Here is a 13,758-nt window from a genome sequence, read left to right as displayed (position 1 = left end):
CTTTCAGGCGATGTGCTTGGCCGCATCGGCCACGGCCGAACGGATGCGCGCGTAGGTGCCACAGCGGCAGATGTTGCCGGCCATGGCGGCGTCGATTTCGGCGGCCGTGGGCTGCTTGCCCTTGGGCAGTGACTTCAGGAAGGCCGTGGCGCTCATGATCTGGCCGCTCTGGCAGTAGCCGCACTGGGCCACGTCGTGCTTGACCCAGGCTGCGTGCACGGCGGCGCCGACCTTGTCGCTGCCGTCGGTGATGGCCTCGATGGTGGTGATCTTGCCGCTGGCAGCGGCCGAGATCGGCGTGATGCAGGAACGGATGGCGTTGCCGTCCAGGTGCACCGTGCAGGCGCCGCACAGCGCCGCGCCGCAGCCGAACTTGGTGCCGGTCATGCCCAGCGTGTCACGCAGTGTCCAGAGGATGGGGGTGCTGGGGTCGACCTCGACCGTGTGCTCCCGGCCGTTGACGTTGAGCGTGTTCATGAGCGGTTCTCCAAGAGGTATAGGGGGCGAGGCCTGGGGCGGTAGGGGCCGTAGCCGCGTGAGGGGCGCAGCATCCCCGCCGCTTCATGCTGAAGACGGTGGTGCCCCAGGGTCGGCGCAACACAGTGTCGCTGTTTGGCCGGGATGGCAATTGCCGTTTTCGACGCTTGTGTTGCCTGATCCGACACATCGTCGTCAAGAATGGGAGGCCGCGCCTGGCCCGCATTAGAGTGCGCGCTGGCCGCCCCGTCGTCCGCCTTGCCCGAACGGCAGGTTCGCGACGTGGTCATTCTGTTCTACCCCGGCACATCGCCGTGCCGATTGATCGATGTCCACCGATACCCTGGCCCATGAGATCGGGCGGATTGCCCAAAATGACGGCGAGCGCGCGACAGAGCTGCCCTGGCTGACGCTGTACCGACGCAGTCTCCACTCCGAGCCCATGCCGTGCATCTACGGGCTGGGGCTGGGTGTGGTGGCGCAGGGTGCCAAGCAGGTGGCGCTGGGCGAGGAAGTGATCGCCTACGGGCCTGGCCATTCGCTGCTGACCACGGTTGACTTGCCCGTGGTGGCGCACATCACCCGGGCCGGCGCTGCCGAGCCCTATCTGGGCCTTTGGCTGGCGCTGGACGCACGCGCGCTGGTGCAGGTCGCGGCCGAACTGGACCTGCCGCCGGTGGCCCGCGAGCACTCGCCGCTGGCCATCTCTCGCTGTGCGCTGGAGGCGCCGCTGCTGGAGGCCTTGATCCGCCTGGTGCGGCTGCTGCACGAGCCCGCGCTGCTGGCAGCGCTGGCGCCGCTGGTCCAGCAGGAAATCATGGTGCGCTTGCTGTGCGGCCCGCATGGCCCCTTGTTGCGGCAGCTGGTGGCGGCCGGCTCGCCCAGCCACCAGGTCGCCCGCGCACTGGCCTGGCTCAAGCAGAACTTCACCCGCGACGTGCTGGTCGACGAGCTCGCTGCCCGCGCGCACATGAGCACCTCAACCTTCCGCCAGCACTTTCGCGGCCTGACCGGCATGAGCCCGGTGCAGTACCAGAAACAGTTGCGCCTGCAGGAGGCGCGGCAGCTGATGCTGAACCACGATCTGGACGCCAGCAGCACGGCAGTGCGCGTCGGCTACGAAAGCGCCTCGCAGTTCAGCCGCGACTACAGCCGCCTTTTTGGCGCCCCACCGCAGCGCGACATCAAGCGCATGCGCGAGCAGCCGGTGGGGTGAGAAGCGTCGGGCAAGCCCGCGCCACCCCGCAGTGCCACCCGCTGCAGCGCGCCCAGCACGTCCGGGTGGCGTCACCCGCAGCGAAGGCGTGGGCGGTGGATGCGTGCTGGTCGTTGGCGGGCCGTGGATGGCCCTTCTTCAGCATTCAGCCGCCCAGAGCCGCAGGATTCAAGCGCCACAAGGCGAAGGTCAGCGCGGTCGCCAGGCTCACCCAGGCGAGATAAGGCACCAGCAAAAGTGCCGCGAGCCTATGGAGTGGCCAGAACGCGGAGATGGTGGCGGCAATGAGCAGCCAGAGGACGGCGATCTCGGCCAGCGAGACTGCGCCGAGATGCATCCCGAAGAACAACCAGGTCCAAAGCGCGTTGGCGAAGAGTTGAATGACGAACAGGCCAAGCGCGGTGCGGGCGCCGCTGAAGCGGTGCTGTCGCCAGACCAGCCAGGCGGCCACCGCCATGAGCAGGTAAAGCACCGACCAAACCGGGCCAAACAACCACGCGGGTGGCGCCCAGACCGGCTGGGAAAGTTGCCCGTAGAAGGCGGCCGCACGGGCAGACGCCATAGCGCCTACGCTGCCAGCGGCGAAAGTGGCCAGGAGCCAGCCCACCAGCCCCAGTGACTTCCGCTTCAGTGTCGGATGTTCGAGCAGCGTACATTCTGAGGCCCCGGCGATTGAACATGGCGATCTCGTTCAGTCCCCGGTGCATTTCCCCTTTCGCCCCGCACCGGCGCTTGGTCAATGCGGACCAGGAGCCGAAAGGAGACAGCGGCTGCCTGACGTGCGCGGTTTTCGAGATGGAGGGCTCTGCACCTCAAATCCAGGTGGATGGGAAATGAGAGACCCGACCCTCCACTCTTAGTGAGTCATCCACGCGGGCGCAATTCGCTTTTGAGGAAGAATGTGGGCATTGACGCGCGTCGAAGTCCCTGTAGCCTTTAGGCCACATCGACAAACTGTTAGAACCGTCCCGAAATGTAAGACTGTATTAGTTCGATCTCGTGCTTATGCGGGAGCAGCGTTGCTCGCCTGCTGGCTAGCCGGCAAACTAGGCTCATGTAACTCTTACCAGTCTTGCTCTTTCGCAAGAGTTCATCAATGTAGAGTGGATTGTCAGCACGACTCTCGATTGCCTCGACATAGGCTCCGACCGCACTGATAATATCAGAATCCTCCACGTTACGCTTCAATTTACATATCTTCCCAAGTAGGTTTGATTTCGTAAGTTTTGCGTTAGTGCTTGTCTTCGCGCCCTTCTTTACGATCGACTTTTCGCAGTACTCGACTCCCACTATCAGATCGTGTATTTGGTTGGATAGATAGTAAAAACTTTTGGCGCGCTGCAACCAGTAGTCTGGGTCGCCAGATAGTAGCGGAGCAAGGCGTTCGTAGACTTCTCGAATGACTGAGGCTCTGAGATCAGACAGACCTTCTGCATATATTGCGTTTAGATTGTCAAATAGCAGAAGTTCGAACGCTTTGTCCTCGATCTTATTCATTACCTCGAAGGTACGCACAATTTGCGATGCCGCTTCTTTAGCGCCGAGTCGTAGAGAAAGCTTCTGTATTGAGTAGTGAATCCAGGCGCTTGCGTTTGCCACCATTACTTGCATCGATCGTTCAGCGCGCCGGGAGCTAGGGTCGGAATCTTCGAGCTCAATGAATGGTTCCCACTGTTGAGCGAAGTCGGCAAAGTGAGTGCTGGAAATATGTGACAGGCCCGCGTCGGTAGCGAATTCTCTAAAGTACCTTGAGTAAATTCGTTGACGAGTTCCAAGATAAAATAAAACAGAGAACTCCAGTTTGCCCACCTCCGAAATTGACCATTTCTCGTGCAGGCGGCTTATGTTTTGGGTGAGGCGAGATTTCTGGTTAAGTAGGCTGCTGACAACCGGGGACTCGGAAAGGGAGAATATATTTTCTAAGTGTTGTACTGAAGATCTCCACGACTTGCTGAGTCCAAATGGTTCTAGTTTGGCGTTAATTTGCTTGCTCTCAAGTTGAGACATTTTGTCTTTTACTTCAAACGCAGATTCAGCGAGCAGTGGTCCCAGTGCTGAGAGCCAGGCGCGATTCGTTGAAATTACGACTGTCGTGTTGTTTTCTTGAATTTGATCGAGTTTCCGGACTATCAGTTGAAGCTGCCGATATGAGACGGCACCGGCATCAACAGCAATCAGTGCATCCTTGGTTCGAAGAATGGCATTTAGTACACGGTCTGATGTTGCAGCACTTGTAGGGACAAAGAATCGCTTTCGATTAGAGTGGTGAGCGAGGATGGCGAACAGCAGCGTCGTACGACCCGAGAACCTTCGACCCCAGAGAACTGCCATGGGTTCCGAAAGCAGTTGACTCGCTTGCCTTATACCGTCGCGAGTTATGGCAAGTTCGGTGGAGTCCTGGTGCGTGTTCCAGGCGATTTGGAGAAGATATTTTAGGAATATTTCGGGTGACTGATTCGGTGGTTTTCTTGCGTCATATCGATATGGATCGAGTGGCGAATTGAGTGCGGACGCGGGGCTTCCGACGCTAGCGACAAATGCGTAGAAGTCCGCATAGTCGACCACAAGAATGTTCGTTATCCCATACTGGCGAAGTTTCTTGCGGGATTCGTAGTCAAGCGGCTCGTTGGCGGTGACGTAGACGCGATTCGTGCTCGGAAGCGGGCCCCCCTTTGTCTTCGCATTCGACAGCGCAAAAAGAATATCGAGTTCATCTGTAAGGCTGCAACCGACGAAGATTAGGTGGCGTTCAGCAAGATCGTTGGTCAGTGTGCTTATTAGGGCGCGATTCTTTATGAGACTTGCTACATAATCTGCGCTTCCGAAGACGAGCCTCATTGCCTCGGCTGTTCCAGCAGTAATGGCATCCGCAGCGTCTCCGTGGAGTTTGTACACAAACTGGGTGGTCTTGTGCTGCGCGAATTCTGTAAATGGAAGAACCTTAATTGCGCCGAGCTCTCGTTCGATAGCATCATCAATATTTAGCGTATAGAAATACTCCCACTCCCAACGAAGGAATGCCTTCTTCGCTTCGGAGGCAATTGACACACCTGTGAAACTATCTCGTAACGTAGTCTTTATTTTATCAAGAGGTACTATTGGCTCCCGAAAGTATTCGTCTGCGACTTGTTGAAATGTGTAGTACTCAAGCGATTCGGGACTTGGTTTGTTCGCTGTGACGGTTGCGTTAATGGCTTTTCGCATCATCGACAAGAACTGGCTCCCTCCAGGTACAGTGCCTCGAAGAGAACTATCGCCCGCCGTGAAGCCGGCACCTATAAATGGAATGCAGCGGCCGGTTAAGAGAAGTCCCCGCAGAAAGTCCTTTCCGTTGGTATCGGACAATCGAAGGACGGGAATCGTATCTGGTGTGATCATTTTTATTCCTGCGTTGCGGCGATGTCCCAACTCGTCCTGTGGGATACCTAGGAGATTAGTGTATGCGCTGTGGTGGCGCTGTGGTGGCAGCAGTTAAGATGCGCATATAATATGAAATATTATGCCGTCTACGTGTAATGGGAGACAGATGTTGCTTCCTACCAGCGAGGGCCGCGCCCAAAATGAGATGCCGTTTGCCGACTAAGGCCTTGATGTGTCATGGTTCCCACCTCGTCGTCCGTTTGCGCATACGGCAATAAAATCCCTGCAAAAACCCGGCGCCTGGTTACAGGTGTGCGTCCTTGTCGGTTCTCAATGAATCAGTATTGGTATCGTCTTTTTTTCCGCCGCAAATTGTTTGCGAGATGCGTCGCTTCGCTGAGGATGGTTGGCTACGTTTTGCATTTCAACTCCTTTCGGCCCAGCTCGCCTCATTTCCATCAACTGCAGCGTTCTCCGATCCATTCTTTGGCCTTGAACGCTCTCGGTTCTGTGACAAATTCACTTTGGACTGCAAGCAAGGGTGGAGCGTGAAATAGTTGGCACTTTGCGGGCATCAGACCCGGCCAGCAACGGTGCGGAGTTGCGGTTGGTTGATTTTGCCAATTTTGCTCATGAAGGCTATGATGCTGGCAATGTTGGCAACCCAAGGAGTGCGGCACATGGCGATCGGTTCTACATCCCCTGAGGCGGCGGGCGACAAGGGCGCGCACCTGGGCGTGCAGCCGGCGCTGACTTGGCCGTTGGCCTTGCCGGCGGAGTTGGACCCGGCCATGGCGGCTTCGCTCACGACTGCGCTGGAGAAGGCCTTGCATTTGATGGTGGACACCGGCCAGCAGATCACGGTGCTCAGCCGTGCGGACCGGCTGGCCGAGTTGGCCACCGGGCTGCTGGAGCCGCAGCTGGAGTTGGTGGAGGACCGGGTTCATCGCATGAAGACGGTCAACGAGGTGTTTGGCCAGGGTGACTGGCTGACGGCCGAGCAGATCAATGCGCTGCAGCCCGACCCGCCTGCCAACAAGGCCCACCCTGCCAGCGACTGGAAGCGGCGTGGGCGCATCTTCAGCGTCAACTACGGCGGCAAAGAGTACTTCGCCCGCTACCAGTTCGACGTGCTTTACCAGCCGCTGCCCATCGTCAAGGAAGTGCTGAAGGCCCTGGGCGAGGCGGCGGACCCGTGGGTGCTGGCCAGCTGGTTCCACTTCCCGAACGGCTGGCTGAATGCCGAAGCGCCCAAGGACTCGCTGGACCATGGCCAGGCGGTACTGGCCGCAGCCGCGAAGCGTCAAGCGACCTACCACGCTTGATGCCGGCCCTGCCATTGCCGGCGCCACCTGCAGAGGCTGCTTTCACCGTGCTGCCGGTCACGCAGCAAGAGGTGCCGCTTTGGTACCACGTCTACAGCACCCAGCGCTTTCCTCAAACCCACGCCCGCAGCTTCGCCGAAGGCTGGGGAGACACGCGTTTTGCGCCGCTGGCGCACGCGCCGGGCGAGCCGGTGCACACCTACTACGCGGCCAGCCACCCGCTGGCCTGCTACATGGAATCGGTGCTGCATGACGTGGTGCTGCAGCCGCCCGGCATGTTCGAGGTGGACCAACTGCGCCACCTGCACCTGGTGACGCTGCGGCTGCCGCCCTCGGTCGCCTGCGTGCAGTTCCACACCCCATTCCTGCCCGCACTGGGCCTCAGCCGCGCACAACTGGTGGACAGCCTGCCCGCGCAATACCCCGAGACCCGCGCCTGGGCCCAGGCCGCCTACAGCCAATGCCCGCAAGCCCAGGCGATTGCCTACGGCTCGCGCCGGCATGATGCAGGCCGTTGCCTGATGCTGTTCAAGCAGCGCCTGCCCGAACCGCCGTTCGAGGTGCTGAATGAGGAACCTTTGGCGGTGGGACCGCGCCGCGCCGGATTGCTGGCGCTGGTGCGGGCGCTCAAGCTGCACGAGGTGTGAAACGCCAAAACACCGGCAAACCGCCATGACCCTGCTCTTGCGTTCGCTGAAGGAAGCCATCGTCACCATGCTGGCGGCGCTGGCCACTTTGGGCTGTGCGCTGGTCCTTGCGCCGGCGGCTGGCACGGCGGTGCTTGGCGTGGTGCTGTGCCTGTCGCTCTCGCGCAGCCAACTGGACCGCGACCGGCGTGGCCGGATCGAAGCCGCCATTGCCTTGCCGCTGGTCAGCCTGGCAGCATTTGGCGTGGCCATGCTGCTGCATGAATGGCCCTGGTGGGGGGCAGCCGCTTTTGTGCTGGTCCTCTCTGCGTCCATCTGGCTGCGTCGCTTCGGCGATGCCGGGCGCAAGGCGGGAAGGCTGATCGCGCTGCCATTCGTGGTGCTGCTGATCACGCCGCACCTGCCCGCATCGCCGGGCGGCTCACTGCCGGCCTGGTTGCTCACGGTGGTCGTTGCGCTGCTGGCGCTGTTCTGGGTCAGCCTGCTGCACGCGCTGGCGCGGCGGCTGCGCTTCCTGCCCGGCATGCCGCCCGAGCCCATGCTGCCTGCAGCACCACAGGCAGGCGGGCTGCGGCCGGTTGCCAGCAGCAGGATGGCGATCCAGATGGGGCTGGCGCTGGCGGCGGGCTTCGCGGTGGGGCATCTGTTTTTCGGGCCGCACTGGGCCTGGGTCGTGTTGACGGCGTTCATCGTCGGCAGTGGCAACCAGGGGCGGCTGGACGTGGTCCACAAGAGCGGGCTGCGCGTGCTCGGCGCGGCAGCCGGCACGGTCATCGCGCTGGCCGCGAGCGGTGGCCTGGGCGGGCATGACCGCGGCACGGTGGCGCTGATCCTGCTGGCCGTTTTCCTCGGCCTGTGGCTGCGGCCGTTGGGCTATGCGTGGTGGGCGTTGTTCGTCACGCTGGCGCTGGCGCTGCTGCAAGGCTTCGAAGGGCTGCCAGCGCAGGAGGTGCTGGGGCTGCGGCTGGCGGAGATCATCATCGGCGCGTTGATTGGCGTGGCGGCGGCCTGGTTCGTGTTGCCGGTGCGTTCGACCGATGTGCTGAGGCGACGCATCGCGGATGCCCTGGCCGCGCTGGCCGAGGCCGGTGATCCGGCGGCAACCGAGCGCTCAGCCCAGCCCTTCCTCGCCCAGCTCGCCAACGCGGAAAAGGTGGCGCCGGCCTTCCGTGCGGCGAGGCGGCTGACGCGGCGCTGGCACCCGCTGCAGCCTGCCGACTGGGTCGACACACTGGCCGCCTGCCAGGCGCCCGCTTGCCGGATGCTGGCCCAGGGCGAGGCGCCCGGCCAGGTGCGCAAGGCCCTGGCTGCGGCCCGCAAGGCCATGCGCGAGCCGGCGGAGATCGGCCCGGCGCTGCTGGTGCTGCGGCAGGCACTGGACAGCGCCTCGGCCGTCAAGTTACAGGCCTGAACCATCAGGCGCGATCCGCGCCCACGTCCTTCAGGCAGCGGACGCATGTCGGCCATGCAGGCCTGGTTGTCGTACAGCCGCGCCAATTGATGCCTTCAAAATTCGGGGCACAAGCCCCGTTCGGGCTGAGCCCCCTCCCGTTCGGGCTGAGCTTGTCGAAGCCAGCTGTCCTTCGACAAGCTCAGGATGAACGGGCAAGGGCACTCAGGATGAACGGGCAAGGGGCCCTCAGGGCGAACTGGCGAGAGGCACTTCGACGGGCTCAGTGCGAACGGATTCAAAACTGTCTCACTGGGAACTGATTCAGAACTGTCTCGAATAAGGGTGCCTCAATGGACGCATGGCCCGATTCAGCGTTGGCCCTGCAGCACCGCTACGCCCTCGGCGTCCAGGTTCACCTCGCTGGTGGTGGCGCCGTCCTCGTGTGGGTCCAGCAACGAGCTCATCGCCGCCGGCAGCTTCACCTTTTGCGGCTGCTGGCCATGGTTGATCAGCACGACCACGAGGTGCGTCGCGTCGCCCCGAACGCAGACTTCGACCTCGGCCGGCACGTCGGGCATCGGCGCGGAGACGGCGGCCTCGCGCAGCCATCCGGCCGTGAGGCGGTGGAGCAGGGCCTCGTCCAGCCAGGCGCCCACGTAGGTGATGCGGCCCTGGCCGACGCGGCGGGTCAGGACGGCGGGCTGGCCGTCCAGCCAGCCGTTGGACTTGCCGTAGCGCAGCGGCACTTCGGTTTGCGCGTCGTTGGCCTGGAGTTGCTCGGCCCAGATGCTGGCGCTGCCGGCCGCCATGTCGCCGGCACCCTCGCCGCCGACCACTGGCACCGGCTTGTCCAGCGCATAGAACTGCGCCACCTTGCCGCCCAGCAGCTCGGCCAGGGGGCCTGGCTGGCGCTGCGGGTGCAGTCCGTTGTCGGCATTCTTCATCGCGCTGCGCGGGCCGAGCACCAGGTGGCCGCCTTGCGCCACATAGGCCTTCAGCGCGGCGGCCTGCGCTTCAGTGAGGACGTTGAGCGAAGGCGCAACCACCAGCTTGTAGCCCGCCAGCGGCGCCAGCGCCGAGATCACGTCAACGACCTGCGCCTGCGCGCGCAGCGGCCTGTAGAAGGCCTTCATCTCGGCCACCGGATCGAACTCGGCCGAGTGCTTCTGGAAACCGAGCGCCCAGCGGCTGTCGAAGTCGTTGATCAGTGCCACGTCGGCCTGCGGCGTGGTGCCGGCCAGGGCTTTGCCAGCCTGGGCGAATTCGGCGCCGACCTGCTGGATCTCGCTGTACACCGGCACGGGCTCGCCGTCGGCGCCCACCAGCGTGCCGTGGTACTCCTCCTGGCCGTTCGGTGCCGCGCGCCACTGCCAGTAGGCGACCGCGTCCGCGCCGTGGCCAACCGCCTGCCAGGCCATGGCGCGCACCTCGCCCTTGTGCAGCGCCACGTTGGTGGCGCGCCAGTTGACGAAGCCGGGCTGGGTTTCCATCACCCAGAAGTTGCGCTGCTTGTAGCCGCGGGTGAGGTCGTGGCGCGCCGCGTTGTCCGCCCAGTCGTAGTGCTCGCCGGCCACGTAGTCGTCCCAGGCGGCCATGTCCAGCGCCTGGTGCACGGTGTAGGCGTCGAAGCCGGCGAACCAGCCCATGGTGTTGGTGGTGATGAACTGGCGCGGGTCGGCGTGCGGGCGGATCGCCTGGACCTGGTTGATCGAGTAGTCCTGCCAGGTCTGGCTGACGAAGCGCTTCCAATCCAGCAACAGGGCAGGGTTCTCATCGGCCGCGCGCACGGGGATCTGCGCGAAGTCGTTGTAGGTCTGGCTCCAGTAGGCCGTCGCCCAGCGTTCGTTGAGCGCGGCGATGCTGCCGTATTTGCGTGCCAGCCAGGCGTGGAATTGCTGCTTGGCCTCGGGGTCGAACGAGTCTTCGGCGTATTCGTTGTCCAGCTGCCAGCCGACGACATTCGGGTTGTGCCCATAGCGCCGCGCCATCTGTTCGGCAATGGCATGGGCGAAGCTGCGGTAGCGGCGGCTGGCGAACGAGAACTGCTGGCGGTTGCCGTGCTCGTCGCGCACGCCGTCTGCGGTCATGCGCAGCGTGTCGGGGTATTTCTGGGTGAGCCACGCAGGCGGCGCGGCGGTGGGCGTGCCCAGCACCACGACCATGTGGTGGCGCGCGGCGGCGGCGATGGCGTGGTCCAGCCAGGCGAAGTCGTATTCGCCCTCGCGCGGCGCCATCCGGCTCCAGGCGAACTCGCCGATGCGCACCAGCTGGATGTGCGCAGCCTCCATCAGCGCGAGGTCATGCTCCCATTGCGCCTCGGGCCATTGCTCCGGGTACCAGGCCGCGCCGAGCAGCAGCGGCGGCGCTTCTGCGTAGCGGGTCGCCTGGGCCTGCGCTTGCGGGATCGGCGCCAGGGACAAGGCCAGGCTCGCTGCCAGCAGCCAGGCGATCTTTGACAAGCGGGGGCTGGCGGCGGCACGTCGCGGCATGGGGCGTTCCTGGTCCGGGAGGTGACGGTGTTTTGGACGGCTGATGCTCAGGCGCGTCCCGCGTCCACGTCCTTCAGGAAGCGGATCAGCCCGGTCATGTAGTTGGCCTGGTCGTCGTAGAGGGCCATGTGCGCGCCGTTCGGGCAGTGCAGGTAGTGGCCGCGGCGCACGCGCTTGGCAATCAGCTGCATCTGCGCGGGCTCCATCGTGTCGTGCTGGGCGCCGATGGCCAGCGTGGGCACCTGGATCTTCGGCAGGTCCGCAATGCGGTCCCAGCGTTCGAGCTTGCCGCTGGCGCCCATTTCGCTGGGGCCTTGCATCGGCACGTAGATCTTGCGGTTCAGGCGCGAGAAGCTGCGCAGCACCGGCTCGGGCCACTGGTCTTCGGGCATGCGCAGCACGTGCTGCACGTAGAAGTGCTTCATCAGCAGGGCTTCGTACTGCGGGTCTTCGAAGCGGCCTTCCTTTTCCAGCGCCAGGATCTGCTTGAGCGCGCCCTGGTCCATCGCGGGCATCAGCACGTCATGGGCGTAGCGGTTGTACTCGGGGATGCTGGCGACCATGTTGGAGATCACCAGGCCCTTCAGGTGCTGCTGGTGCTGCAGTGCGTACTCCACCGCCAGCAGGCCGCCCCAGGAGTGGCCCAGCAGGTAGAAGTCCTTGGGCCCCAGGCCCAGCGCCTGCCGCACCTGCTCAACCTCGTCCACATAGCGCGGCAGGTCCACCAGCGAAGGGTCGTCTGGCTGGTCGCTGTAGGCCGAGCCGAGCTGGTCGTAGTAGATGAATTCGACGCCGGCCTGAGGCAGGAAGCTTTCGAAGGCCTCGAAGTATTCATGCGTGGCGCCCGGGCCGCCGTGCAGCAGCAGCAGGCGGATGCGCGGGGCATGGCCCGTGCTGGGACCCACGCGCTTGGTCCAGACGCGGAACGTGCCCTTGGGCGTCTGGATCGGCACCATCTGCACGCCGCCGGTCTTCACCGCTGGTGCTGCGGGCTTGCTGGATGCGGTGGCCGCGCTGGCGGCCATCGGCAAGCTCAGGCCTGCCAGCGCTGCGGCCGGCAGCGCGGTCACACACAGGCGGCGGAGCGGATCAGGGGCTTGCGTTTCGGACGAGGGTTCGGTGGCGGTGGGCAGGTGTTGTGGCATGACGGAACGACATGGGGGCCAAGGTGCGTCGCATGCTAGCCCAGCACAGGCCTTACGCCGTGCTCGCGTTGACCGCCTCGGCCACCGCCTGCAGGGCGCGGCCGCAGTCGTCCCGTGTCAAGCCGCCACCCAGGCACAGCCGCAGCCCTTCCGGCGGCTGGCGGTCCGTCGAAAACGCGCTGCCGGCCACCGCGGCCACGCCCAGTGCCTGCAGGTCGACCGCGAGGTCATGCGCCAGTGCGCGGCCGTCTTCGGGCACCGGCAGCGGCAGCCAGGCGTGGAAGCCATGCGGGTGGGTGCGCACGCCCAGCGGGCCCAGGCGCTCGCGGATCAGCGTGCTGCGCCAGGCGCATTCGCTGCGCACGGCGGCCAGCACGTCTGCACCCAAACCTTGCTCCAGCCAGCCGGAGACGATGGCAGCAATGAAGGGTGAGGCCATCACGGTGGTGGCGCGCAATGCGCCGGCCAGGCGCTGCGTGGCGGTGGCGCTGGGCGACAGCACGTAGGCGGTGCGCACGCCGGCGCCCAGCCACTTGGACATGCCGCTGACGTAGTAGGTGAGGCCGGGCGCGTAGTCCGCCAGCGCGGGCGGCGCTGCGGCCGGCAGCATGCCGTAGGCGTCGTCCTCGATGATGGGAATGCTGTAGCGCAGCGCGATGTCGGCCAGGCGCTCGCGGCGGGCGATGGGCAGCGTCGCGGTGGTCGGGTTGTGCAGGTTGGGGCAGAGGTACAGCGCGGCCACGTGCGTGCTCTTGCAGGCGGCCTCGAACTCGTCCGGCAGCAGGCCGTTGGCGTCCATCGCCAGCGGGTGCAGCTGGATGTTCAGCTGCGCGGCAATCGCCTTCAGACCGGGATAGACCATGGCCTCCACGCACAGGCTTTGCCCCGGCTTGACCAGCAGCGAGACCAGCGCCAGCAGCACGCTGTGGATGCCCGGGGCGACCAGCACGCGCTCGGCCGTCGCGTCCGGCACCATCGGCGCCAGCCACTGCGCGCCCAGCTCGCGGTCGCGTGCGGTGCCGCCGAAGTCCTGGTAGCGCATCAGGTCGTGCAGCGGCGTGGCTGTCACCAGCGCTGCGGCGCGCTCCTGCAGCGCCTGCATCGCGGGGTGGTCCTCGATCTCCGGCGGCAAGTTCATCGTCATCTCGGCGCCGGTGCCCGCGCGCAGCGGCAGGCCGATGAAGGAGCCGCGCACGTAGGAGCCCAGGCCGGGCCGCGAGGCGATCAACCCGCGCTCGCGCGCCGCCGCGAAGCCGCGCACGACGGTGGTGTAGTTCAGCTGCAGCACGCCCGCCAGGTCGCGCAGCGGCGGCAGGCGTTCGCGCGGGGCGAGCCTGCCTTGCTGCAAGTCCTCGGCGATCAGCTCGGGGATGAGCTGATAGGCCGGCAGTGCGCTGCCCTTGAGGCGGTGGACCCAGTGCGTGAACGACATCGGCTTTGGCTGGATGAGCTGCTGCAAGTGTGCCTGCCGCATGGGCTGATTGCATGCGCCGCGCATCGAAAAGCCCGTCGCATCGCGGTGCATGCGCGCCATTGATCGGGTGCCTTGATTGCATGGCCGGCGATGCGCTTTGGTGCAGGCCGGCAAACCTGGTCCGGCACGGCCGCGACGCGGGCGGCGCAGCGACGCCCCGTTGATCGCACCTTGATCGGCCGCCGCCGCGGTGCCGTGGCACATCCGTCGCAAGAGGAAAGGCGTGACCAGC

Annotated in this window: 10 protein-coding genes; 4 read left to right on the top strand and 6 right to left on the bottom strand. The window is 64.5% G+C overall.

Annotated features, from left to right (window positions below; translation table 11 throughout):
• Positions 1-3: 3 nt before the first annotated feature.
• Positions 4-477 carry a (2Fe-2S)-binding protein gene (locus tag ACAH41_RS12840; RefSeq protein ID WP_325651270.1) on the bottom strand — a complete coding sequence of 158 codons (474 nt, stop codon included), beginning with the start codon at positions 475-477 and terminating at the stop codon, positions 4-6.
• 328 nt (positions 478-805) lie between these two features.
• On the opposite strand from ACAH41_RS12840, the gene ACAH41_RS12835 reads away from it, so the two are divergent.
• Positions 806-1,693 carry an AraC family transcriptional regulator gene (locus tag ACAH41_RS12835; RefSeq protein WP_325651268.1) on the top strand — a complete coding sequence of 296 codons (888 nt, stop codon included), beginning with the start codon at positions 806-808 and terminating at the stop codon, positions 1,691-1,693.
• 145 nt (positions 1,694-1,838) lie between these two features.
• Here the strand turns inward: ACAH41_RS12835 and ACAH41_RS12830 are convergent, their stop codons facing one another.
• Together ACAH41_RS12830 and ACAH41_RS12825 are read right to left on the bottom strand one after the other, a co-directional pair.
• Positions 1,839-2,300: a TspO/MBR family protein gene (locus ACAH41_RS12830; RefSeq protein WP_325651266.1), complete on the bottom strand. Its 462-nt coding sequence runs from the start codon at positions 2,298-2,300 to the stop codon at positions 1,839-1,841.
• A gap of 350 nt (positions 2,301-2,650) precedes the next feature.
• On the bottom strand, positions 2,651-5,071 hold the full coding sequence (locus tag ACAH41_RS12825; protein ID WP_325651264.1) for an SIR2 family protein: 2,421 nt from the start codon (positions 5,069-5,071) through the stop codon (positions 2,651-2,653).
• Positions 5,072-5,733: 662 nt separating this feature from the next.
• Here ACAH41_RS12825 and ACAH41_RS12820 point away from each other — a divergent pair.
• From ACAH41_RS12820 to ACAH41_RS12810, 3 genes are read left to right on the top strand one after another with little or no spacing between them, the layout of a single operon-like run.
• Positions 5,734-6,378: a hypothetical protein gene (locus ACAH41_RS12820; protein WP_325651263.1), complete on the top strand. Its 645-nt coding sequence runs from the start codon at positions 5,734-5,736 to the stop codon at positions 6,376-6,378.
• Positions 6,378-7,025, top strand: a complete 648-nt coding sequence (locus tag ACAH41_RS12815) for an RES family NAD+ phosphorylase (protein WP_325651262.1) — start codon at positions 6,378-6,380, stop codon at positions 7,023-7,025. The genes ACAH41_RS12820 and ACAH41_RS12815 overlap by 1 nt, the downstream gene beginning before the upstream one ends.
• A 25-nt stretch (positions 7,026-7,050) precedes the next feature.
• Positions 7,051-8,436, top strand: a complete 1,386-nt coding sequence (locus tag ACAH41_RS12810) for an FUSC family protein (RefSeq protein WP_325651260.1) — start codon at positions 7,051-7,053, stop codon at positions 8,434-8,436.
• Between the two features lie 350 nt (positions 8,437-8,786).
• Here ACAH41_RS12810 and ACAH41_RS12805 read toward each other — a convergent pair whose 3' ends face one another.
• The 3 genes from ACAH41_RS12805 to ACAH41_RS12795 are packed head-to-tail and all read right to left on the bottom strand — an operon-like array spanning position 8,787 to position 13,484.
• Positions 8,787-10,907 (bottom strand): beta-galactosidase, encoded by a 2,121-nt coding sequence (locus tag ACAH41_RS12805; protein WP_325651259.1) that lies wholly within the window; start codon positions 10,905-10,907, stop codon positions 8,787-8,789.
• Positions 10,908-10,954: 47 nt separating this feature from the next.
• Positions 10,955-12,052 (bottom strand): proline iminopeptidase-family hydrolase, encoded by a 1,098-nt coding sequence (locus ACAH41_RS12800; protein WP_325651258.1) that lies wholly within the window; start codon positions 12,050-12,052, stop codon positions 10,955-10,957.
• Between the two features lie 52 nt (positions 12,053-12,104).
• Positions 12,105-13,484, bottom strand: coding sequence for a PLP-dependent aminotransferase family protein (locus ACAH41_RS12795; RefSeq protein WP_325651257.1), 1,380 nt, complete (start codon positions 13,482-13,484; stop codon positions 12,105-12,107).
• Between the last annotated feature and the right edge of the window lie 274 nt (positions 13,485-13,758).

Origin of the sequence: Ideonella sp. (assembly GCF_041287625.1) — a bacterium.
GTDB lineage: Bacteria > Pseudomonadota > Gammaproteobacteria > Burkholderiales > Burkholderiaceae_C > Ideonella.
The sequence above is the reverse complement of the archived record's forward strand: the minus strand, read 5'-3'. Positions and strand labels throughout refer to the sequence as shown.